This is a genomic window from Chelatococcus daeguensis (assembly GCF_001887265.1).
GTDB lineage: Bacteria > Pseudomonadota > Alphaproteobacteria > Rhizobiales > Beijerinckiaceae > Chelatococcus_A > Chelatococcus_A sambhunathii.
Map to the genome: position 1 here is coordinate 380,014 of NZ_CP018095.1, position 20,137 is coordinate 400,150.

Genomic DNA, 20,137 nt, shown 5'->3' on the forward strand with positions numbered 1-20,137 from the left:
TTTCTCCTCCGATGGGGCGTGATGTTCAGGCCGGCGACAGGCCGATGTCGCGGCGCAAGCCGAGCCATTGCGCCACCGCGAAGCCGCCGACGACCGCGGCCTGGAGGAGCACGAAGGCGGTGCCCAGCGCGGTTGGCGCCACCCAGCCGCTGATGAGGATGGCAAGGCTCTCGATGACCCACAGGACGTTGATGGCGACGATGGCGAGCACGGCGCCGCGGGCGATGCGCTCGCGCGTGCCGACGAAGGCGACGCAGAGCCCGTAGGGCACGAGGAACAGCCCGGCATAGCGCAGCAGCGGCTCTGGCAGGCCGAGAAGCCCGTCGAGGAGTCCGGCTCCGGCGGCCATCGCAAGGCCGGTCGCGGCGCTCGCCGCCGCATCGCCGAGAAGCGCAAGGCGCAGGAAGAACAGGGGGCGCTTGGTGGTCATGGGGTTTCTCCGTGGCGTCGTGTTGTCGAACGCTGAGGAGGATTTCGCTTGCTCGGCGGCGTGCCAATTAAGCGGCAGGTAATTGGCAAGCAGCGCCGGGGCATTATCGTCGGGCCATGACCAGGCCCTTCATCACCACCGCCCGCACGGTCGGCGACCACATCCGCGAATGGCGGCAGCACCGCCGGCTCAGCCAGCTCGCCTTCGCTCTCGACGTCGAAATCTCCCAGAAGCACCTGAGCTTCATCGAGAGCGGCCGCTCGGTGCCGAGTCGGGCGATGATCCTGCGGCTTGCCGAGCGCCTTGACGTGCCCCTGCGCGCGCGGAACCTGATGCTCCTGGCCGCCGGCTACGCGCCCGTCTATCCCGAGCGGCGCCTCGACGATCCGGCGCTTGCGCCGGCCCGTCGGGCCATCGACCTCGTGCTCGAGGGCCATGCGCCCTTTCCTGCGCTGGCGCTCGACCGGCATTGGACCATGGTGGCCGCCAATGCGGCTGTGCCGCCGCTCATGGCCCTCGTCGCAGACGAGGCGTTGAAGCAGCCACCCGTCAACGTGCTGCGCCTCAGCCTGCATCCGGCGGGGCTCGCGCCACACATCCTCAACCTCGCCGAATGGCGGGCCCATCTCCTCGACCGGCTGCGTCATCAGATCGAGGTGACGGCCGATCCCGCCCTCATGGCGTTGATGGAAGAACTGAAGGCTTTTCCGGCGCCCGAGGAAGGCGAGGAGGTCAAGCACCTTGCGGGCATCGAGGATTTCGGCGGCGTCCTCGTGCCGCTGCGCCTGGCGATGCCGGGCGGCCCATTGTCCTTCTTCTCCACCACCACCGTGTTTGGCACGCCGGTCGACATTACCCTCGCGGAACTCGCGATCGAGGCCTTTTTCCCCGCCGACGAGGCGACCGCCGCTGCGCTCGGCGCAGCGATAGCACCGCGCTCTTGATCTGCACATGCACGGCCGCTCGAAGGCGTCGTGCGAGACGCGGGGGATGCGCGCGGCTGCAGGGAAGTGCCGGCGGTGCTATCGTCGCGCGCAAAACGGGTGGCCGAGGGCCTGCGGCCGTGGCAGGAGCCGCCCCGTCTGCAACGAGCAGGGAGATGAAACGTGCCGCAAGACGCAGCGCCCGGCATCCGCATCGGCATCGGCGGCTGGACCTACGAGCCCTGGCGGGGAACCTTCTATCCCGAAGGCCTCGCCCAGAAGCGCGAGCTCGAATATGCGAGCCGCAAACTCACCTCCATCGAGATCAATGGCACGTTCTACGGCTCGCAGAAGCCCGAGAGCTTCGCCAAATGGCGCGAGGAGACGCCGGAGGGCTTCGTCTTCGCCCTCAAGGGGCCGCGCTTCGCCACCAACCGGCGCGTGCTGGCCGAGGCTGGCGAATCGATCGAACGCTTCGTCACGGGTGGCCTTATCGAGCTCAGGGAGAAGCTCGGCCCCATCAACTGGCAGTTCGCCCCGACGAAGAAGTTTGACCCGGACGACTTCGCCGCCTTTCTGGCGCTGTTGCCCAAATCCGTCGACGGGCGCGCCCTGCGCCATGGGGTGGAAGTGCGCCATGACAGCTTCCGCTCGCCGGATTTCATCGCCCTCCTGCGCGAGCACGAGGTGGCGCTCGTCGTTGCCGGAGATAGCAAATATCCGCAGATCGCCGACGTGACGGCGCCCTTTGTCTACGCCCGCATCATGGGCACCAGTGAGGGGGAGAACCTCGGCTACGCGCCCGCCGCGCTCGACGCCTGGGCAGAGCGCGCCCGCGCCTGGGCGGCGGGCGGGGCGCCGGAGGACCTCGAGACTGTCACCCGCCATGTCGCGGCGCCGCAGGGGCGGGACGTCTTCCTCTATGTCATCAGCGGCCACAAGGTGGCCAATCCGGCGGCCGCGATGGCGCTCATCGAGCGTCTGACGTAGCGGGCTCCGCCTTCTTGTCTTTGTTGCAGTCGTCGCTCACCACCTTGCCGTCGACGAGGTGGATGCGTCGGTCGACGCGACTGGCAATGTCGAGGTCGTGGGTGACGGCGACGACGGTCTTGCCGCGCTGGCGCACGAGGTCGGCGAGGATGAGGAAGACCTGCTCGGAACTCGTCGAATCGAGGCTGCCCGTCGGCTCGTCGGCAAGCACGAGTGGCGGGTCGTTGGCGAGCGCCCGCGCCACCGCGACGCGCTGGCGCTGCCCGCCGGAGAGCTGGTCCGGCCGCTTGTCGAGATGGTCCGCGAGGCCGATGGCCGCGAGGAGCTCGGTTGCGCGCCGACTCATCTCGCCGGGCGAGAGCCGGCCGAGCTTGCGCATGGGGATCTCGACATTCTCGCGCGCCGTGAATTCCGGCAGCAGGAAATGGAACTGGAAGACGAAGCCGATGGTGGCGAGCCGCAGCTTCGCCCGTGCCTCGTCGTGGAGGCCCAACGTGGCGTGCCCGGCGAGGCTGAGCGTGCCCTTCGTCGGCTCGTCGAGCAGTCCGAGCAGGTAGAGCAGCGAGGACTTGCCGGAGCCCGAGGGGCCGGTGATGGCGATGAACTCGCGCTCGCCGATGGTCAGCGACACGTCGCGCACGAGGGTGACCGGCACGGTGGCGGGCAGGATGCGGGTCAGCCCGCGGGCTTCGATGAGCGGGCTCATGACGCCCCCCGGATGATGTCGACCGGGTTGAGCCGCGCCGCCTGGCGCGCCGGCAGGTAGCCTGCGACGGCCGCCGAGGCGAGGGCGAAGCCCGCGGCGATGACATAGTGCCAGATGCTCCAGGCGAGCGGCAGGCGGGTCATCTCGCGCCCCACCGCCGCGCCCGACAATTCGAAGTGGACGAGCGACATGGCATAGCACAGGGAAAAGCCCATGACCCAGCCGAGGGCGGAGCCGCCGAGCCCGAGCGCGAGACCCTCGACGAGGAACAGGCGGCGCATGTCCCCTTGCGTGAAGCCGAGCGACTTCAGGATGGCGATGTCGCGCGCCTTCTCGTGGGTGATGGTCGAGATGATGTTGAAGATGCCGAAGCCGGCGACGAGCATGATGGCGCCGACCACCGTGTACATGATGACGTTGCGGATCACGAGCGCCTCGAGCAGGGATTCGTTCGCCTCCTGCCAGGGCACGGTCTTGTAGCCGGTCTGCGCCTCCGCGCGCCGGGCGACCGCCGGTGCGGCGGACGGGTCATCCAGCTTGATGCGGATGTCGTTGATGGCGTTGGGCCGCTCGCTCAGGATCTGTGCATTCTTGAGCAGCACGTAGCCCTCGCCCTCGTCGCGGGCGGTGGTGCCAGTGTGGAACAGGCCGACGATCTTGAAGCCCCGCGACTGGCCCGTCGATGAGACGACCGTGACGGTGGTGCCGAGCCGGGCGCCGAGCCGCTCTGCCAGCCGGTCGCCGACGATGATGTTGTTGCCGCCGCCGGCGAGCGAGGCGAAGCTGCCTTCGAGGAAGTCACCCGCGACGGAGGAGACGGCCGCCTCCTCCTCGGGGTCGATGCCGATGATGCTGATGCCGACATCGCGCCCGGCATAGCGCACGACGCCCTGCGTCCTGAGGCTCATCGAGATGCGGCCGGGCACGAAGGCGCGCAGCATGGCGCCGACCTCGGCCGGGTTGAGGATGCCGCGCCGGTCTTCCTTCGGCCTCAGGCCGGCGATGGCGGCGAGCGCGAAGACGTCCTCGGCCGGCTGGCGGCGCGCGGTGCGGCGCTCGTCGGTGATCTGCACGTGCGGCATGGTGTCGACCAGCTGCGCCATGAAGTCGTCCTCGCCGCCCTGCATCAGCGAGGCCATGGCGATGGAGAAACCGACGCCGAGCGCGACGCCGGCGATGGCGACGACCGTCTGCCGTCCCCGCCCGAGGATGTGCGTGACGGCCAATTCGAGGAGGAGGCGCATGGTTCACTTCTTCACTGCTCCGCGGGCCTGACCTTCGCGCCGTCGACGAGCGTCTCAGGCACCGGCGAGATGATGCGCTGATCGTCGTCGAGGCCGGACAGGACCTCCACCTCGCGCGGGCCGCGAATGCCGATCGTGACCGGGTGGCGGCGCGCCACACCGTCCGCGACGGTGAAGACCGCATTCTCGCGGATCGCCTCGGCCGGCACCAGCAGGGCGTTGTCCGCCACCCGAATGACGATGTTGATTTCGACTGTCATGCCGATCATCAGCGGCGTATCGTCCGGCAGGGCGAGGTAGACCCGATAGGTTTTGGCGACCGGGTCGCCCTTGGGCGTGATCCGGTCGACGCTCGCCTCGAGCTGTCGGCCGGGGAAGGCGTCGGCCTGGAGAAGGACGCGTTGGCCCGCCGCGATGCGCGGGATATCCTCTTCGTTCACGTCCGCGACGACCTGCAGGGGCTTGGGCTTGCCCACCCAGAACAGCACGGTGCCGGGCTCGGCGATCTCCCCCACCTCGCCGTCCTGCCGCAACACCACCCCGGACATCGGTGCGCGCAGCACGTAGTTCTCGAGCCGCGCCTTGTGACCGGAAATGAGCGCTTCCGCCTGGTTGATCTCGCTGCGTGCCCGATCGAGCGCCTGCTGGCTGGCCGCATTGCGCTCGATGAGCACCGACAGGCGTTCGTACTCTGTTGCAGCCAAGCGCTCGCGGGCCCGCAATTCGGCCAGGGTCGCATCGGCCTGGCGACTGTCGAGGCGGGCGAGCACGGCGCCTTCCTCGACATCCTGACCCTCGCAGTTGCACAGCTCCACGATGTGCTCGCGGATGAGCGGTGTGACCTTGGCCCAGGTGCGCGGCTCGACGACGCCAGTCGCATAGACGATCTCGGCGGCGTCCCCGCGCCGCGGGGCGACGAGTTCGACGCTCGTCGGGCGCATGAAGGACCAGACGCCAGCTGCGCCGGCGGCGACGAGCCCCATGACGACGAGGATGCGCGAAGTCTTCACGACGTTTCTCCGAACGCCTCCGGTGCGGGAGGCCTTTGCCCGCGCGGTGCTTCATCATGACCTGCGCGGGGCGCGTTCCGCCTTGCGCTGCGTCAGCCGGCGGAAAATGCAGGTTGCGGCCGAGGCGGTGCCGGCGCTATGTTTCAGACCGACGGTCGGTCATATTACAGACCGTCGGTCGGTCGTCAAGAAGCAGTGCGCTAAGGCAAGAGGCATGCCCCGCATCGTCAAGCATCCGCAGGAGCGCCGCAAGGAGCTCCTCGACGCCGCCCGGGACCTGTTCTTCGAGCGCGGCTACGAAGCGACCACGGTCAATGACATCATCGCCCGGGCCGGCATGTCCAAGGGTGGCTTCTATCATCACTTCGCATCGAAGGAGGATGTGCTGGAGGCGCTCGCCGAGGCGATGGCGCGTGAAAGCCTCGCCCAGCTGCAGGCGATTCTCGACGAGCCGGGGCTCGATGCGCTCACGCGGCTCAACGCCTTCCTCGGTCGCGCCCGCCGTCTCAAGGTGGAGCAGGCGCCGGCCATCCGGGCCATGTTCTACGTCATCTTCCGGCCCGGCAACCTGGTGCTCTACCACCGGCTGAACGCCGCCGTCGGCGCCGTGACGCTGCCGGCGCTCGCCCGCATCATCGCGCAGGGGCAGGAGGAGGGCATCTTTGACGTGCCGGATGTACAGGCTGTCGCCGAGATCATCCTCACCCTGGGTGCAAGCACGCACGATGCCGTCGCCCGCGCCGTCAATGCGGCCGACACGCTGGAGGGGGAGGCGGCGGCCGCGGCGCTCGACGAGCGGCTGCGCATGCACGGCATCGCCCTCGACCGCATCCTCGGCCTGCCTGACGGGAGCATCCGCTTCGTGGAGAACGGCTTCGCAAAGGCGCTGATGATGCCTGCGCAGGCGCCGTGATCGCCACTCGATCGGCCCGCCGCTCAGGTCCTGCTCAGCGCCTGACCGATGCGGCACGTCGCCTTCTCCCTGCGCCGTTTGCAATCGTTTTGCGTGACGGATGAGTTTTGCCACCGTTAATCGGCGCTACACTGCTCGACGGTCGCCGGCCATGGGAGCGGCTGGCGCTACGGCTCGCTGCGGCGGCATGGAAATATAAAATCTTATCAATGCTGCCGATCGCAATTATTGTTGATGCTTAGGCCAAGTGCGATCGTTCCCAGTGCAGGAATGTTTTTCGGATAATGATGTATACAGTTGAAGTATTTGTAATTCTGTGAATTTGCACAGATTGCGTTTCGTAAGCCGTAAGGCGCCATGGCGCCGAGCGTCACGGCGGCTTTTGTAGAGCGGGCGCTTTTCGGGGGCGCTTTCCCGGTGCCGGAATTTGACGGCCGGCCTCATCGGCATCGCGTCCGACCCAGATCCGCCGCATCGCGCCGAGACGATCCGGCAGCCCAAAAAACGCGTCCTGCCCTCGATCAATCCGCGCTCAGAACCGAGTAGAGGATATTATGAAGCCGGCTACATACTTAGAGCTGACCAGTTCCTTGGCAGCGCTCATGGTAACCGCGTCGTCGGCCATGGCGCAGACCAATTCCTGGACAGGGGGGAGCTCATTCTACTACACGTGCGGGATCACGACTTGTGCGACGGCCGGCGACAATCAGTGGGGCACGCCCGGCAACTGGGCGGCAGGCCTGCCAACGGCGACGCAGGACGTGAACATCGGCTTGTCGACCTATCAGAGCGGCGCCAGCCCGCGCCCGGTTCAGCACGACACGGTTCAGAATTCGGGTGCGGCGGCGGCCGGCAACCTCTTCATCGGCTTTTCTGGCGGCAGAGCGAACAGCGGCAGCTTCGGCGCGGGCAATCTCGCCAATCTGGGCACGCTCTCGGTCACCAGTTCGATGGTCGTCGGCTCGACAGGCGTCGGGCATTTCAACAATTCCGGCACCGCCACGGTGGGCGGCAGCCTGATCGTCGGCAGTGCGGGCCAGGGCTCCGTCAGCAACAGCGGCATGATCGCCGTCGGCGGCAGCACGGTCATCGGCCAACTCGGCGGGGTCGCGGGGGCGATCACCCTGCTCGGTGGCGGCAGCCTCGTCACTGGCGGCAACCTCACCGTCGGCGAAGCTGGCTCCGGCTCGCTTTTCATCGCATCCGGCAGCTCTGCCGTCACCAACGGCCGGGTGACGCTCGGCACGAATTCGTCGGGCGCGGGCCTGATTGTCAATGAGGGCCAGATGACGACCGGCGACCGGCTCATCGTCGGCGAGGCGGGCTACGGCCATATCCGGACCATCGGGGCGACGGCGACGACGGCCACGGCGGGAGACATCGCACTCGGAGCCACCGCGACCGGCGTCGGCATCGCGATCACGAGCCAGGGCACCATGAGCGGCGGCGGACGCCTCGACGTCGGCGTGCGTGGCGAAGGATACCTGATCGTCGACCAGGGCGGCGAGGTCAACAATGGGATCGGCGTCATCGCCAAGGAGCCGGGGGCGCGCGGCTATGCGCTCGTGACCGGCACCGACAGCCTGTGGGACAATCGCCAGTCCCTCACCCTCGCCTCGGAGAGCAACACCGCCGGTGTCCTCGTCATCAACGACGGCGGCACGGTGCGCATCGCCGACGGCGAGGGCACGCTGGTCATCGGCGAGAAAGCCGGCTCCACCGGAATCCTCAACATCGGTGCCATGTCGCCGCAGGGCGTCGACTACGGCTTGCACACGGATGTGAAGACCTATCTCGGCGGCACCGACACGGATGCGAATGCGCGTGCGCCGGGCACGCTCGACGCCGCCTTCGTCCGCTTCGGAGAGGGCGCCGGCACGGTCAATTTCAAGCATACGGGCGACGAGGCCCTCGACTACCGCTTCAAGGCCGGCTTCGTCGGCCTCGGCACCGTCAACCATTTCGAGGGCTTTACGGTGCTGGACGGGGATTCGTCCGGCTTCATCGGCCCGGCCCACGTCCACGGCGGCACCATGGTCGTCAACAACGTGCTCGCCGGCAACGTCACGGTGCATTCGGGCGGCACGCTGCGCATCGGCCACGAGGGGCCGAACGACACCGGCGAGACCGGCCACGTCGTCAACGACATCGTCAATGACGGCGTCGTGCAGTTCAACCGGTCCAACGCCTATACCTACGGCCAGGTCATCAGCGGGACGGGCGCCGTCGAGCAGATCGGCACCGGGACGACGATTCTGACCGGCGCCAATACCTATACCGGCCCCACCACCATCTTCCGCGGCACGCTGCAGCTGGGCGACGGCGGCACCACCGGCTCCATCGACGCCACCTCCGGCGTCGACGTCCGCGCCGACGGCACCCTCGCGTTCAACCGCTCCGACGTGAAGGTCTTCGACCGTCAGATTACCGGTACCGGCACGATCAGGCAGATCGGCTCCGGCGTGGCACGTCTCACCGCCAACAGCTCCGGTTTCACCGGCCGCAGCTTTGTCGATGCCGGCACGCTCTCCGTCAACGGCATCCTCGGCGGCACGGTCGACGTCAAAACCGGCGGCACGCTCGAAGGCCTCGGGCAGGTAGGTACCACCGTCGTGCATGCCGGCGGCACCATCGCCCCGGGCAACGCGACCGATCCGGGCAGGACACCCATCGGCACGCTCACGATTGCCGGCAATGTCACCCAGGAGGCCGGCTCCTTCTACCAGACCGAGGTGCGCTCGACCGGCGAGAGCGACCTGATCCACGTTACCGGCACGGCGACGATCGATCCGGGCGCTGTCCTCAACGTGACCAAGATCGATCCGGCCCGCTACGAGCTCGAGCACCGCTACACGGTGCTGACGGCGGACGGGGGCCGCACCGGCACCTACACGCTGACCGGCGATACGTGGGTGTCGACCTTCTACCGGGTGGAGGACCATTACGACGCCAACAACGTCTATCTCGACGTGGCGCAATATCGTCTGTTCCAGGAGGCCGGGCGCACGGTCAACCAGATCAACGCGGCGACGGCGGCGCAGGAGCTCAAGTGGCAGCGCGATCCCGCCACCAACTACCCGACCAACGCGCTCTTCCGCGCCATCGCCTATCTGCAGACCGATGAGGAGGCGCGCTACGCCTTCGACCAGATCTCGGGCGAGATCTACGCCTCGACCAAGGCCGCGCTGCTGGAGGAGAGCCGCTTCATCCGCGAGGCGACGGGCAACCGCCTGCGCAGTGCCCTGGGCGGTCTCGGCCGCGAGGTGCCCACGCACGAGCCGAGCCGCAACATCAAGGACCCGATGCCGCGGCAGGTCTCGCCCAGGATCGGGGACGGTCTCGTCCTGTGGGGGCAGGGCTTCGGCACATGGAGCAGCACCAACGGCGATGGCAATGCCGCCTCGCTCGATCACAGCACGGGCGGCTTCCTCATCGGCGCGGATGTGCCGGTCGTGGAGAGGTTCCGCGTCGGCCTCGTCGGCGGCTACAGCAAGTCCCGGTTCAGTGTCGACGAGCGCCATTCGCAGGCATCGAGCGACAACTACCACATCGGCCTCTATGGGGGGGCGCAATGGAACCGGCTCGGCCTGCAGCTCGGCGCCAGCTACACCTGGCACGACATCTCGACCACGCGCGACGTGCGCTTCCCCGGCTTCTCGGAGAGCCTGGCCTCGAGCTATGACGCCAGCACGCTGCAGGCCTACGGCGATCTCGGCTACGCGATTCACTGGAACGCGCTCAAGCTGGAGCCTTTCGGCGGCCTCGCCTATGTCAGGCTCGAGGAGGACGGCTATCGCGAAAAGGTTGGTGTCGCCGCCCTGACCGGCACCGGCCATTCCTCGGACAAGCTCTATGGCACCCTGGGCCTGCGCCTCGAGCGCCAGTTCGACCTCGGCGACATGGCGCTGACCGCCCGCGGCATGCTCGGCTGGCGCCATGCCTTCGGCAAGTCGACGCTCAGCGCCGTCCATGCCTTTGCCGGCAGCGGCCCCTTCACGGTCTATGGCGTGCCGGTGGCGAAGAACGTGGGCGTCGTGGAGACGGGCCTCGACGCCGCCTTTACGAAGGACCTGACCGTCGGCGTCGCCTATTCGGGCCAGTTCGGCAAGTCGACCGAGACGCATGGCGTTCATGGCAACGTGAGCTGGAAATTCTGAAGCTCACCTGCCGCGTGCCGGCTCCGGTTCGTGCCGGAGTCGGCCGATTGCCGCCCGGATGGAGGCTCACGACGCTTGTACGCACCCATCCGATCGTCCGACGATCAAGGGATGCGCCTCGCGCTGGCGCCGGGCGCGTCCTGCAATGCTGCCGGCTAGCCATGCGTTGGGTGCGCTTGCCTTTCCCGCTGTGCCGGGCGATGCACAGACGTTGAGCAGGTCGGCATTTATCCGGCCGGGGGAGGTGCAGCATGTCGGCAACACCGGCGCGCGAGGATGACGCGGCCGCCGCCAAGGCGTCGCCGCCGGGCAACGCTGTCCTGGGCATCAGCCTGATGATGCTCGGCATCTTCATGTTTTCCGTCAACGACGTGCTCGGCAAGTGGCTGGTCGCCACCTTCACGGTGGCGCAGGTGCTGCTGATCCGCAGCTTCGCAGCGCTCCTCGTCCTTGCGCCATTCGTGTGGCGCGAAGGTCTCGGCAACATCCTCACGCTGCCGAAGCCCGGGCTGCAGCTCGCCCGCGTCGTCTTCGCCACCTTCGAGGTCGTGTTCTTCTACTGGGCCGTCATCGGCCTGCCGCTCGCCGATGTGGTCACCTATTATCTGGCCGGCCCCATCTATGTGACAGCGCTGTCGGCGCTTTTCCTGCGCGAGAAGGTCGGCTGGCGGCGCTGGACGGCTGTGCTCGTCGGCTTCGTCGGCGTTCTCATCGCGCTGCGCCCCTCGGCAGCGACGCTGGACGTCTATGCGCTCGTGGCGCTGCTCGGCAGCATCTTCTTCGCCCTCCTGATGATCACGACTCGTCACCTGCGCGGCACGAGCGACACGTCCCTCGTCTTCTGGCAGACACTGGGCGCCCTTGTCTTCGGCATCGCGCTTGCGCCGTTCGGCTGGGTGCCGCCGGCGACGGGCGATTTCGCGCTGCTGTCGCTCCTCGGCGTCGTGGCGCTCGCGGCGCACATCTGCGTGACGCGCGCGCTCAAGCACGCGAGCGCCTCGGTGCTCGCTCCCTACCAGTACATGCTGATCGTCTGGGCAGTCATCCTCGGCTATCTCGTCTTCGGCGACATCCCGGACGCAGCCATGCTCGCCGGCGCGGCCATCATCATCGCGGCGGGCCTCTTCATCTTCCTGCGCGAGCAGGCGTTGCTGCGTCAGCGCTGACCTCGCAGGCTCGACAAAGCCACCGGGCCTGCTAATCGGGAAGGGTTTGAAATAACTCTGAACAAACGAGGCAGGCGGTGGCGACCCAAGACAACCGACAGCAGATGCAATCCCCCTCCTACCGCCTGCCGGCGCTGGACCAGGACTTCCTGCTCGGGGATTCGATGCGCGGCGTGCGCTTCCTGCTCGAATATGCCAAGGCCGAGGAAGCGTTGCGAAACTGGGGCGTGCGCTCGACAATCGTTGTCTTCGGTACCGCGCGGGCCCGGCCTCTCGACGATATGACCGCGGACGAGACGGTTGGCGACCGCGAGCGCAAGCAACTCGCCCGCCGGGCCCGCTGGTATGAGGAGGCGCGCCGTTTCGGCCGCATCGCCTCCGAGCGCGGCGGGGCCATGGAGCACGACCATGGCCAGCGTGACAATGTCATCGCCACCGGCGGTGGGCCTGGCATCATGGAGGCGGCAAACCGTGGCGCCTTCGAGGCCGGCGCGCCCTCCATCGGCTTCAACATCACCTTGCAGCACGAGCAGGAGCCGAACGCCTATTCGACGCCCGAGCTCACTTTCCGCTTCCATTATTTCGCGATGCGCAAGATGCATCTTGCCATGCGCGCCAATGCCCTCGTTGTCTTCCCCGGCGGTTTCGGCACACTCGACGAGCTGTTCGAGCTCCTCACCCTGCAGCAGACGCAGAAGGCGCCGCGCCTGCCGGTGGTGCTCTATGACGAGAGCTACTGGCGCTCGATCATTAATTTCAATGCGCTGGTGGAGGAGGGCACCATTTCCCCGCACGACCTCGACCTGTTCGAGTTCGCCGAGAGCGCCGAGGAAATCTGGGACAAGCTCGTTGCCTCCGGCCTCAGGCTGCCCCCACAATCGCGCTGATCCGAATCGGCCCGAGCGGCAGGGGCGGCCCCATGAGCGACAGTATCACACCGCGCCAGCAGGAGATCCTGGCCATCGCGCGCGTCCAGGGCCGGGTCAATGTCGAGGACCTCGCCGGGCGCTTCGAGGTGACGCCGCAGACCATCCGCAAGGATCTCAACGAGCTCTGCGACCGGCGGCTGATGACACGGGTGCACGGCGGCGCCATCGTCGTCTCGGGCGTCGAGAACCTGTCCTACGAGGCCCGCCGCCTCATCGCTCATACCAGCAAGCGGGCCATCGGCGAGGCGGCGGCGCGGCTGGTTCCGAACAATGCCTCGCTCTTCATCAACATTGGCACGACGACGGAGGAGGTGGCGCGCGCGCTCGTCGACCACGAGGGTTTGCTCGTCATCACGAACAATCTCAACGTGGCGACGCTGCTCTATCGCCATCCGGCCATCGACGTCATCCTTGCGGGCGGGCCGGTGCGCCGGGCCGACGGGGCCATCATCGGCTCGGCGGCGGTCGAGTTCGTGCGCCAGTTCAAGGTGGATTATGCCGTCATCGGCGCATCGGCCATCGACGAGGACGGGGCGCTGCTCGATTTCGACTACCGGGAAGTGCGGGTCGCGCGCGCCATCATCGAGAATGCGCGCCGCGTTGTCCTCGTCGCCGATGCGCACAAGCTCGACCGCACGGCACCGGTGCGCATTGCCGATCTGCGCGAGGTCGATGTCTTCGTGACCGACCGGCTGACCTCCGCCCCATTGCGCGAATTGTGCGCCGACCACGGCGTGGAGATCGTCGAGGTGGGCGAGACGCCTATCGAGGAAGCGTAGCGACCTGCGCTCCGGTAGAAAGCCGCTCCCTGCGGGGCGCCGTGTGCGCCGCGGCACAGACGGCGCGCGCCGCGAGCGCGCCTCATGGGTCGTTCCACGCCGAAAGGAGCGGACGATGGCACTCTACCGACAGCGACTGCCGCAGCTCGACGGTCAGCCCTTCCTGGCGGATGGCGGGCTGGAGACCACCCTCGTCTTTCACGACAATCTCGACCTGCCCTGTTTTGCTGCCTTTCCTCTCGTGCTCGACGAGGAGGGCCGCGAGCGCCTGAGCCGTTATTTCGTGCCCTATCTCGAGCTCGCCCGCGCCCGCGGCGTCGGCTTCGTGCTCGACACGGCGACGTGGCGGGCCAGCCCTGACTGGGGTGCGCGCCTCGGCTATACCATGGCCGACCTCGCCCGGGTGCAGCGGGCCTCCGTCACGCTTGCGGAGGAGCTGCGCCGGCGTTTCGAGGCCGCCGGCACCTCCATCGTCATCAACGGGGCCATCGGCCCGCGCGGCGACGGCTATATCGCCGATACCAGCATGTCGCCCGCGGAGGCGGAGAGCTACCACGGCCATCAGGTCGACGCGCTAGCGGCGACGGAGACCGACATGGTGAGCGCGATCACCATGACCTATGCGCGCGAGGCCGCCGGCATCGCCCGCGCCGCACGGGCGAACGCCATGCCGGTCGCCATTTCCTTCACGGTGGAGACAGACGGGCGGCTGCCGTCCGGCGAGAGCCTTGCCGAAGCCATCGCGATGGTGGATGACGAGACCGGCGGCTATCCCGCCTATTACATGATCAACTGCGCGCACCCGACGCATTTCGCCGGGGTGCTCGACGACGACGGCGCCCCTTGGCGCCGCCGCATCGGCGGCATTCGCGCCAATGCCTCGAGGACGAGCCATGCCGAGCTCGACGCGGCGACCGAGCTCGATCCCGGCGATCCGATCGATCTTGGCCGGCGCTACAGGGCGCTGCGCGAGGGGCTGATGCGCCATGTATGCGTGCTCGGCGGCTGTTGTGGCACCGACATCCGCCACCTGCGCGCGATCTGCGAGGAGTGCCTCGACTGACGCCGCTCAGGCGGCGATCCGTTCCGCCGGATAGCCGGCCGCGTCGATGGCGCGGCGGATCGCGGCCTCGTCGCGCGTCGTCTTGACCGTCACCTTGCGGGCGGAAAGGTCGACGGCAACCTCCGCGTGGGCATCGAGCGCCTTGACGGCGCGCTCGATGGCCGCGACGCAATGGCCGCAGCTCATCTCGGGAACCTGGAACGTGAGCATGGATGATCTCCGGAACGATTGATCCCGGCCCTGTCTAATCCTTCCCATCATAGTAAGGTCAAGCGGCTTCAGCCGATGGAGGGCCCTTGCAACGGCTCTTGCAACGGCCCTTGACCTTCCCATCATGGGAAGCCTCATGTGAGGGGCAACTTCGAGACATGCGGGAGTTGCCGATGAAGAGATCACCCGACGAGGCCGGCTCGGCCGGCGCCGTCGCCGCGCAGGGCCCGACGGTTTTCCTGCCCATCGAGGGCATGACCTGCGCCTCCTGCGTGCGGCGCGTCGAGAGGGCCATCGCCGGCGCCTCCGGTGTCGCGGCGGCCGACGTCAATCTCGCGACCGAGCGGGCGCGGATCGCCTTCGCCGGCCGCGACGCCGACATCGCGCCCGTCGTCGCCGCCGTCGCCGAGGCCGGCTATTCGGTCGCCGTCGAGACCAGCCGCTTCGCCGTCGAGGGCATGACCTGCGCCTCCTGCGTCGCGCGCATCGAGAAGGCGCTCCGCGCGGTGCCCGGCGTCATCGCGGCGAGCGTCAACCTCGCCACCGGCGAGGCCCTCGTGCAGCACGCCGCAGGTACGGTCGACGCGGCTGCGCTCGTCGCGGCGGTGGAGCGGGCCGGCTACGGCATGCGCCCGCTCGACGGGGGCGCGGCCGGCGGGGCCGAGGCGACAGACCGGCGTGACGAGGAGGCGCGCCTCCTGCGTCGCGACGTCGCCCTGGCCGCCGTCATGACGCTGCCGATCGTCATCGTGGAGATGGGGGCTCACCTCTTCTCCGATTTCCACCACTGGGTGATGGCGACGCTCGGCGATCTCAACTGGCCGCTGCAGTTCGCGCTGACGGCCGCCGTGCTCGCCCTGCCCGGCCGCCGCTTCTTCGCGAAGGGCGTGCCCGCCCTTGTGCGCGGCGCGCCGGACATGAACGCCCTCGTCGTGCTCGGCGCGGGCGCGGCCTTCCTCTACTCGAGCGTGGCGACCTTTGCTCCCGCCCTGCTGCCGGCCGAGACGACCCACGTCTATTTCGAGGCGGCGGCGGTCATCGTCACCCTCATCCTCGTCGGCCGCTATCTGGAGGCGCGGGCGAAGGGCCGCACCGGCGAGGCCGTGCGCCGCCTCGTCGGCCTGCAGCCGCGCACGGCGCGCGTCCTGTGCGACGGCACCGAGCAGGAGATTGCCATCGGCGCCGTCGCGGCGGGTGATACCGTCGTGGTGCGCCCCGGCGAGCGCATCGCCGTCGATGGCGAAGTTCTCGACGGCCGTTCCTTTGTCGACGAGTCCATGATCACGGGCGAGCCGGTCCCTGTCGCCAAGGAAGCGGGGGCGGAGGTGGTGGCGGGCACGGTCAACGGCACCGGCTCCTTCACCTTCCGCGCCACCAAGGTGGGCGCCGAGACGCTGCTCGCCCAGATCATCCGCATGGTCGAGGCAGCCCAGGGCGCGAAGCTGCCCATCCAGGGCCTCGTCGACAAGGTCACGGCCTGGTTCGTGCCGGCGGTCGTCGCCGTCGCGAGCGCGACCTTCCTCACCTGGTTGGCCCTCGGCCCCGATCCGGCGCTATCCTTTGCGCTCGTCAATGCGGTGGCGGTGCTCATCATCGCCTGCCCCTGCGCCATGGGGCTCGCGACACCCACCTCGATCATGGTCGCCACGGGCCGGGCGGCGGAGCTCGGCGTCCTCTTCCGCAAGGGGGACGCGCTGCAGAGCCTGCGGGGCGTGCGCACCGTCGCCCTCGACAAGACGGGCACCCTGACCGAGGGCCGGCCGTCGCTGACCGACCTCGTCACCGCGGAGGGCTTCGACGAGGCCGAGGTGCTCGGCCTCCTCGCCTCGGCCGAGGCGCGCTCCGAGCACCCGATCGCCCAGGCGGTGGTGCGCGCCGCCGAGGAGCGGGGCCTTGGCCTGGCCCCCGCCGATGCCTTCTCGGCGGATCCCGGCTTCGGCGTCAGCGCCGTCATCGCGGGCCGCCGGGTCGAGGTCGGCGCGGACCGCCTGATGCAACGGCTCGGCGTGGCCGTCGCGCCCTTCGCCGAAGAGGCGGCGCGGCTCGCGGACGAGGGGTGCACGCCGCTCTATGTCGCCGTCGACGGGCGTCTCGCCGCCATCGTCGCCGTCGCGGACACGGTCAAGCCCTCGACGCCGGCCGCTCTGGCGGCCCTGCATGCGCTCGGCCTCTCCGTCGTGATGATCACGGGCGACAACCGGCGCACGGCCGAGGCCGTCGCCCGGCGCCTCGGCATCGATGCCGTGGAAGCGGAGGTGCTGCCCGGCGGCAAGGTCGACGTCGTCGAGCGGCTGAAGCGCGCCGGCCCCGTCGCCTTCGTCGGCGACGGCATCAACGATGCGCCGGCGCTCGCCGCCGCCGATGTCGGCATCGCCATCGGCACCGGGACGGATGTCGCCATCGAGAGCGCCGACGTGGTGCTGATGTCGGGCGCCCTCACCGGGGTCGCGACGGCGCTCGCCCTGTCGCGGGCGACGATGCGCAACATTACCGAAAACCTCTTCTGGGCCTTCGCCTACAACGTCGCGCTCATCCCCGTGGCGGCGGGCGTGCTCTATCCGGCTGCCGGCATCCTGCTGTCGCCGATGCTGGCCGCCGGTGCCATGGCCCTGTCGAGTGTCTTCGTCGTCACCAACGCCCTGCGGCTGCGGCGGTTTTCGCCACCGCAGCCGGCAGGTGCCGGAAGCTGAGGAGCAAACCCATGAACATCGGCGAAGCCGCGGCCGCCTCCGGCGTCTCGGCCAAGATGATCCGCTATTATGAACAGATTGGCCTTGTCGCCGGCGTCGCGCGCACCGAGGCGGGCTACCGCGTCTATTCGACGAGCGACGTCCATCGGCTGCGCTTCATCCGTCGCGCGCGCGACCTCGGCTTCTCCGTCAAGGAGATCAGCGAGCTGCTCGCCCTGTGGGCCGACCGCGATCGCGCCAGCGCCGACGTGAAGCGTATCGCCACCACCCATATCGCCGATCTCGAGGAGAAGATGCGGCAGATCCGCGAGATGGTGAACACGCTCAGGCATCTCGCCGACCACTGCCATGGCGACGACCGGCCCCACTGCCCCATTCTCGACAACCTCGCCCAGGGCGACCTCGATGAGGCGCAACGGAACAGGGCAGCGCGACGCCCCGCTCGGGTGTGACGGTGCCGCGCTCAGCCCGGGTTGAAGGTCGTGGCGCCGAGACGGTGGCGCAGTTCGATGCAGTGGAACTGCGCGAAGATCTGCGTCAGCCAGTCCCGCAGGCAACTGCGGGCCACCATGGAGGGCAGGCCGCGTTCGGCGTCGATCCCCTCGACGAGCCCGAGCCGCATGCGCGCCAGCTGTTGCAGAATGGAGGGCGCGAGCACGGGGATCGAGAGGGAATGTTCGAAGCGCGCGAATGACGGCCCTGCCGATTCGCAGATGTGTTCGTTGAGCACGACGATGGTTTCGGCCGGATTGATGCGGGCGCGCAGTTGCTCGGCCTGGATGTCGAGGTCTTCGAGCGAACGTCCGTGCAGCAGCAGCACCAGTCTGAAATCGCGCAGGGCGGCTTCCGAGGCAAACTCCATCTGCTCCATGAGGTCGAGGAAGGGCTCGTAGGAGCCGTGCCAAAGGTCGACCACCCGCGCTTCCGGTCCCGCCTGCAGCATGCCCTCGAACAGCCGCATCTGTCCGGCCGTGGTGGAGAGATTGACGATGTGCGCGGCGCCACTCGTTGCCGCTGCCAGTTCCGCATCGTGTGGATTGACGTCGAAGGCGAGGGGCGAGCGCCCGCTCGCCCGGCAGAACTCCAGGAAGAGTCGCGCGGAAAGGGTCTTGCCGGCGTTCGCCAGTGGCCCGCAGGCGATGAATATGGGCGTCCAGCCACTCATGACGACGTGCCGCATCGGGGCTTCCAGCTCGTTGCCTCGGCTTCGCTCAGGCTCTCTTCGCCGGGCGGGCCGTCATGATGTCGGCGAAGTGCACTCGATCGAATTCCGCGCAGACGGAGCGCAGCCAGGAGCGGACATAGCCACGCAGCACGAAGGAGTGGCCGGCTTCCTCGCCGTCGCGCGACTTGTCGGCAATGAAGGTGGAGAAGCTCGTTCCCGCGAGTTCCACCTGCTCGTAGGCCATCTCGTTGAGCTTCGGGATGGTGATTTCACCCGCGCATTTGACCTTGCCGAAATAGGCCTTGGACGTGGAGGGGCTCCAATCAAAGAAGGTGGTGTCGTTCACCTTGTTCTTCACCAGGAAATACTGGGCATCGCTCGTGAAGGGCGCCGTCTCCGCAATCTCGTCCAGCGATGCGATGGACGGCCCGAGGACATGCAGGACGATGAAGTTGAAGCGTTTTTCGGCCACCGCCTCTAGAAAGCCCATGTCACGCAGCGCGGCCAGGGTTCGTCCCATCTGGCCGGCGCGCACGTCGACGACGCTCGCCTTCACGTCTGTGCGCGACAGTGTGTCGATGATGCGCATCTGGCCGGCCGTCAGCGACAGGTCGACGATCTCGGTGATATCGGGGTGGAAGCGCTGCAGCGTGCCACGAGGTGTTTCGGTGTCGAAGGCACGAGGCAGGATGTTGCGGTCGATGAGATAGTCGAGAAGGCCGCGGCACGTCGTGGTCTTGCCGACACCGCCCTTGTCGGCGCCGACCAGGATAACCGTATGTTTCATGAAATGACCCCGGTGAAAGAAAGGCTTGTGAAAACGGAACAAGTGTAAGCAAAATCATTATTCGCGCAATGGTTGTAACACGTCAAGAATGCAATTTTAGTGGCGCGGTGCTGCTGCGGCACAGGTTCATCATATCCAGGTAATCTACCCGCTTTAGCAGGGCCTGCAGCGCCGAGGCGCAACCATCGCGGAACAGGCTCGTCATGCAACCGTCCCCCCACCGTCGGCTCGTCCTGGTGTTGTCGATTCTGGGAGTCGTGGCCTCATTCGCCACCCTGCCCGTGGCTTTCGCCCTGCACGGAGGGATGGCCGGCCTGCCCCCCTGGCCGGTCCTGATCGCCGGGATGGCGCTGCAGGCGCTGGTCGTCTTCGCGCTTGCCGCCCATCTCGGCCTGAGGTCCGCCGAGCACGTCGGGCTTCCCGGCGCACCGCTGCTGGCGGCGCTGGCCAGCGGGCGGCCCGCGCCCCTGGCGGACGCGCGCCTTGACCGGGCGGTGATGGTCGGGCTCGGCGTCGGCCTTCTGGTGGTCGCCGTGGACGGGGTTCTCTTTCGCGGCGTGCTGCCGCCTTCTGCCGCCATCTTCGGCGAGGTCGCCCTGTGGAAGCGTCTGCTCGCCGGCCTTCTGTATGGTGGCCTCGCCGAGGAGATCCTCCTGCGCCTCTTTCTTGTGTCCGCGCTCGTCTATCTCCTTGCATGCGGCTGGCGTGAGGGCGCGCGGGCCGGCACCGTGCCCGTCGTCATCGCCATCGCCGTCGCTGCGATCGTCTTCGGGCTTGGCCATCTTCCGGCCACGGCGGCACTCGCCCCGCTGACCCCTGCGATCGTCCTGCGTGCCCTGCTGCTCAACGGCCTCGTGGGTGTGGTGTGCGGGTTCATCTATGTCCGACGGGGACTGGAGGCCGCCATGATCGCTCATGCGGCCGCACATCTTCCCCTGCAGATCGCTCCGATGCTGTTCCTGCCCTGAGGTTAAG

19 protein-coding genes are annotated in these 20,137 nt (G+C 68.0%); 11 read left to right on the forward strand and 8 right to left on the reverse strand.

What is annotated here, in order from left to right; all coding sequences use genetic code 11:
- Positions 1-25 precede the first annotated feature (25 nt).
- A complete protein-coding gene (locus tag BOQ54_RS01760) occupies positions 26-430 on the reverse strand; it encodes a hypothetical protein (protein ID WP_055459875.1) in 405 nt (134 codons plus the stop codon).
- 116 nt (positions 431-546) lie between these two features.
- Here BOQ54_RS01760 and BOQ54_RS01765 point away from each other — a divergent pair, with 116 nt between their 5' ends.
- The gene (locus tag BOQ54_RS01765) at positions 547-1,374 is read left to right on the forward strand and encodes a helix-turn-helix domain-containing protein (protein WP_055459874.1); all 828 of its coding nucleotides are present in this window, start codon (positions 547-549) and stop codon (positions 1,372-1,374) included.
- 162 nt (positions 1,375-1,536) lie between these two features.
- On the forward strand, positions 1,537-2,343 hold the full coding sequence (locus BOQ54_RS01770) for a DUF72 domain-containing protein (protein WP_071923131.1): 807 nt from the start codon (positions 1,537-1,539) through the stop codon (positions 2,341-2,343).
- Here BOQ54_RS01770 and BOQ54_RS01775 read toward each other — a convergent pair.
- The 3 genes from BOQ54_RS01775 to BOQ54_RS01785 are packed head-to-tail and all read right to left on the reverse strand — an operon-like array spanning position 2,324 to position 5,276.
- Positions 2,324-3,049: an ABC transporter ATP-binding protein gene (locus BOQ54_RS01775; protein ID WP_071923132.1), complete on the reverse strand. Its 726-nt coding sequence runs from the start codon at positions 3,047-3,049 to the stop codon at positions 2,324-2,326. The two genes, BOQ54_RS01770 and BOQ54_RS01775, sit on opposite strands and share 20 nt — an antisense overlap.
- A complete protein-coding gene (locus BOQ54_RS01780) occupies positions 3,046-4,293 on the reverse strand; it encodes an ABC transporter permease (RefSeq protein ID WP_055459871.1) in 1,248 nt (415 codons plus the stop codon). Before BOQ54_RS01780 ends, BOQ54_RS01775 begins: the two co-directional genes overlap by 4 nt.
- A gap of 11 nt (positions 4,294-4,304) precedes the next feature.
- A complete protein-coding gene (locus BOQ54_RS01785; RefSeq protein WP_071924361.1) occupies positions 4,305-5,276 on the reverse strand; it encodes an efflux RND transporter periplasmic adaptor subunit in 972 nt (323 codons plus the stop codon).
- A 241-nt stretch (positions 5,277-5,517) separates the two neighbouring features.
- Here BOQ54_RS01785 and BOQ54_RS01790 point away from each other — a divergent pair, with 241 nt between their 5' ends.
- From BOQ54_RS01790 to BOQ54_RS01815, 6 genes are all read left to right on the forward strand, one after another.
- Positions 5,518-6,216 carry a TetR/AcrR family transcriptional regulator gene (locus BOQ54_RS01790; protein ID WP_071923133.1) on the forward strand — a complete coding sequence of 233 codons (699 nt, stop codon included), beginning with the start codon at positions 5,518-5,520 and terminating at the stop codon, positions 6,214-6,216.
- A 602-nt stretch (positions 6,217-6,818) separates the two neighbouring features.
- Entirely contained in the window at positions 6,819-10,373 is a 3,555-nt protein-coding gene (locus tag BOQ54_RS01795; protein WP_186438014.1) for an autotransporter domain-containing protein, read from the forward strand.
- A gap of 251 nt (positions 10,374-10,624) precedes the next feature.
- The gene (locus tag BOQ54_RS01800) at positions 10,625-11,539 is read left to right on the forward strand and encodes a DMT family transporter (protein ID WP_071923135.1); all 915 of its coding nucleotides are present in this window, start codon (positions 10,625-10,627) and stop codon (positions 11,537-11,539) included.
- A 104-nt stretch (positions 11,540-11,643) separates the two neighbouring features.
- The gene (locus BOQ54_RS01805) at positions 11,644-12,426 is read left to right on the forward strand and encodes a TIGR00730 family Rossman fold protein (protein WP_071923136.1); all 783 of its coding nucleotides are present in this window, start codon (positions 11,644-11,646) and stop codon (positions 12,424-12,426) included.
- 32 nt (positions 12,427-12,458) lie between these two features.
- Entirely contained in the window at positions 12,459-13,247 is a 789-nt protein-coding gene (locus BOQ54_RS01810) for a DeoR/GlpR family DNA-binding transcription regulator (RefSeq protein WP_055459866.1), read from the forward strand.
- A gap of 115 nt (positions 13,248-13,362) precedes the next feature.
- Positions 13,363-14,310 (forward strand): homocysteine S-methyltransferase family protein, encoded by a 948-nt coding sequence (locus BOQ54_RS01815; RefSeq protein ID WP_071923137.1) that lies wholly within the window; start codon positions 13,363-13,365, stop codon positions 14,308-14,310.
- A gap of 6 nt (positions 14,311-14,316) precedes the next feature.
- Here BOQ54_RS01815 and BOQ54_RS01820 read toward each other — a convergent pair whose 3' ends face one another.
- Complete coding sequence (locus BOQ54_RS01820; protein WP_055459864.1) at positions 14,317-14,520, reverse strand: cation transporter; 204 nt, start codon at positions 14,518-14,520, stop codon at positions 14,317-14,319.
- 173 nt (positions 14,521-14,693) lie between these two features.
- Here BOQ54_RS01820 and BOQ54_RS01825 point away from each other — a divergent pair, with 173 nt between their 5' ends.
- Together BOQ54_RS01825 and cueR are read left to right on the forward strand one after the other, a co-directional pair.
- The gene (locus tag BOQ54_RS01825) at positions 14,694-17,210 is read left to right on the forward strand and encodes a heavy metal translocating P-type ATPase (protein ID WP_071923138.1); all 2,517 of its coding nucleotides are present in this window, start codon (positions 14,694-14,696) and stop codon (positions 17,208-17,210) included.
- An 11-nt stretch (positions 17,211-17,221) separates the two neighbouring features.
- On the forward strand, positions 17,222-17,662 hold the full coding sequence (gene cueR, locus BOQ54_RS01830; RefSeq protein ID WP_055459863.1) for a Cu(I)-responsive transcriptional regulator: 441 nt from the start codon (positions 17,222-17,224) through the stop codon (positions 17,660-17,662).
- An 11-nt stretch (positions 17,663-17,673) separates the two neighbouring features.
- Here cueR and BOQ54_RS01835 read toward each other — a convergent pair whose 3' ends face one another.
- The 3 genes from BOQ54_RS01835 to BOQ54_RS20335 all read right to left on the reverse strand — a co-directional run bounded on the left by BOQ54_RS01835 (position 17,674) and on the right by BOQ54_RS20335 (position 19,367).
- On the reverse strand, positions 17,674-18,390 hold the full coding sequence (locus BOQ54_RS01835; RefSeq protein ID WP_055459862.1) for a hypothetical protein: 717 nt from the start codon (positions 18,388-18,390) through the stop codon (positions 17,674-17,676).
- 31 nt (positions 18,391-18,421) lie between these two features.
- A complete protein-coding gene (locus tag BOQ54_RS01840) occupies positions 18,422-19,162 on the reverse strand; it encodes a hypothetical protein (protein WP_055459932.1) in 741 nt (246 codons plus the stop codon).
- An 82-nt stretch (positions 19,163-19,244) separates the two neighbouring features.
- Positions 19,245-19,367: a hypothetical protein gene (locus tag BOQ54_RS20335; RefSeq protein WP_280949166.1), complete on the reverse strand. Its 123-nt coding sequence runs from the start codon at positions 19,365-19,367 to the stop codon at positions 19,245-19,247.
- Between the two features lie 52 nt (positions 19,368-19,419).
- Between BOQ54_RS20335 and BOQ54_RS01845 the strand changes: the two genes are divergently transcribed.
- Positions 19,420-20,130 carry a CPBP family glutamic-type intramembrane protease gene (locus BOQ54_RS01845; RefSeq protein ID WP_210187188.1) on the forward strand — a complete coding sequence of 237 codons (711 nt, stop codon included), beginning with the start codon at positions 19,420-19,422 and terminating at the stop codon, positions 20,128-20,130.
- The last annotated feature ends 7 nt before the right edge of the window (positions 20,131-20,137 follow it).

Coding starts and splice junctions, on each gene's coding strand:
- BOQ54_RS01760 (WP_055459875.1), bottom strand. CDS start 430: ATGACCACCAAGCGCCCCCTGTTCTTCCTGCGCCTTGCGCTTCTCGGC.
- BOQ54_RS01765 (WP_055459874.1), top strand. CDS start 547: ATGACCAGGCCCTTCATCACCACCGCCCGCACGGTCGGCGACCACATC.
- BOQ54_RS01775 (WP_071923132.1), bottom strand. CDS start 3,049: ATGAGCCCGCTCATCGAAGCCCGCGGGCTGACCCGCATCCTGCCCGCC.
- BOQ54_RS01780 (WP_055459871.1), bottom strand. CDS start 4,293: ATGCGCCTCCTCCTCGAATTGGCCGTCACGCACATCCTCGGGCGGGGA.
- BOQ54_RS01785 (WP_071924361.1), bottom strand. CDS start 5,276: ATGGGGCTCGTCGCCGCCGGCGCAGCTGGCGTCTGGTCCTTCATGCGC.
- BOQ54_RS01790 (WP_071923133.1), top strand. CDS start 5,518: ATGCCCCGCATCGTCAAGCATCCGCAGGAGCGCCGCAAGGAGCTCCTC.
- BOQ54_RS01795 (WP_186438014.1), top strand. CDS start 6,819: ATGGTAACCGCGTCGTCGGCCATGGCGCAGACCAATTCCTGGACAGGG.
- BOQ54_RS01800 (WP_071923135.1), top strand. CDS start 10,625: ATGTCGGCAACACCGGCGCGCGAGGATGACGCGGCCGCCGCCAAGGCG.
- BOQ54_RS01805 (WP_071923136.1), top strand. CDS start 11,644: ATGCAATCCCCCTCCTACCGCCTGCCGGCGCTGGACCAGGACTTCCTG.
- BOQ54_RS01810 (WP_055459866.1), top strand. CDS start 12,459: ATGAGCGACAGTATCACACCGCGCCAGCAGGAGATCCTGGCCATCGCG.
- BOQ54_RS01815 (WP_071923137.1), top strand. CDS start 13,363: ATGGCACTCTACCGACAGCGACTGCCGCAGCTCGACGGTCAGCCCTTC.
- BOQ54_RS01820 (WP_055459864.1), bottom strand. CDS start 14,520: ATGCTCACGTTCCAGGTTCCCGAGATGAGCTGCGGCCATTGCGTCGCG.
- BOQ54_RS01825 (WP_071923138.1), top strand. CDS start 14,694: ATGAAGAGATCACCCGACGAGGCCGGCTCGGCCGGCGCCGTCGCCGCG.
- cueR (WP_055459863.1), top strand. CDS start 17,222: ATGAACATCGGCGAAGCCGCGGCCGCCTCCGGCGTCTCGGCCAAGATG.
- BOQ54_RS01835 (WP_055459862.1), bottom strand. CDS start 18,390: ATGCGGCACGTCGTCATGAGTGGCTGGACGCCCATATTCATCGCCTGC.
- BOQ54_RS01840 (WP_055459932.1), bottom strand. CDS start 19,162: ATGAAACATACGGTTATCCTGGTCGGCGCCGACAAGGGCGGTGTCGGC.
- BOQ54_RS20335 (WP_280949166.1), bottom strand. CDS start 19,367: ATGACGAGCCTGTTCCGCGATGGTTGCGCCTCGGCGCTGCAGGCCCTG.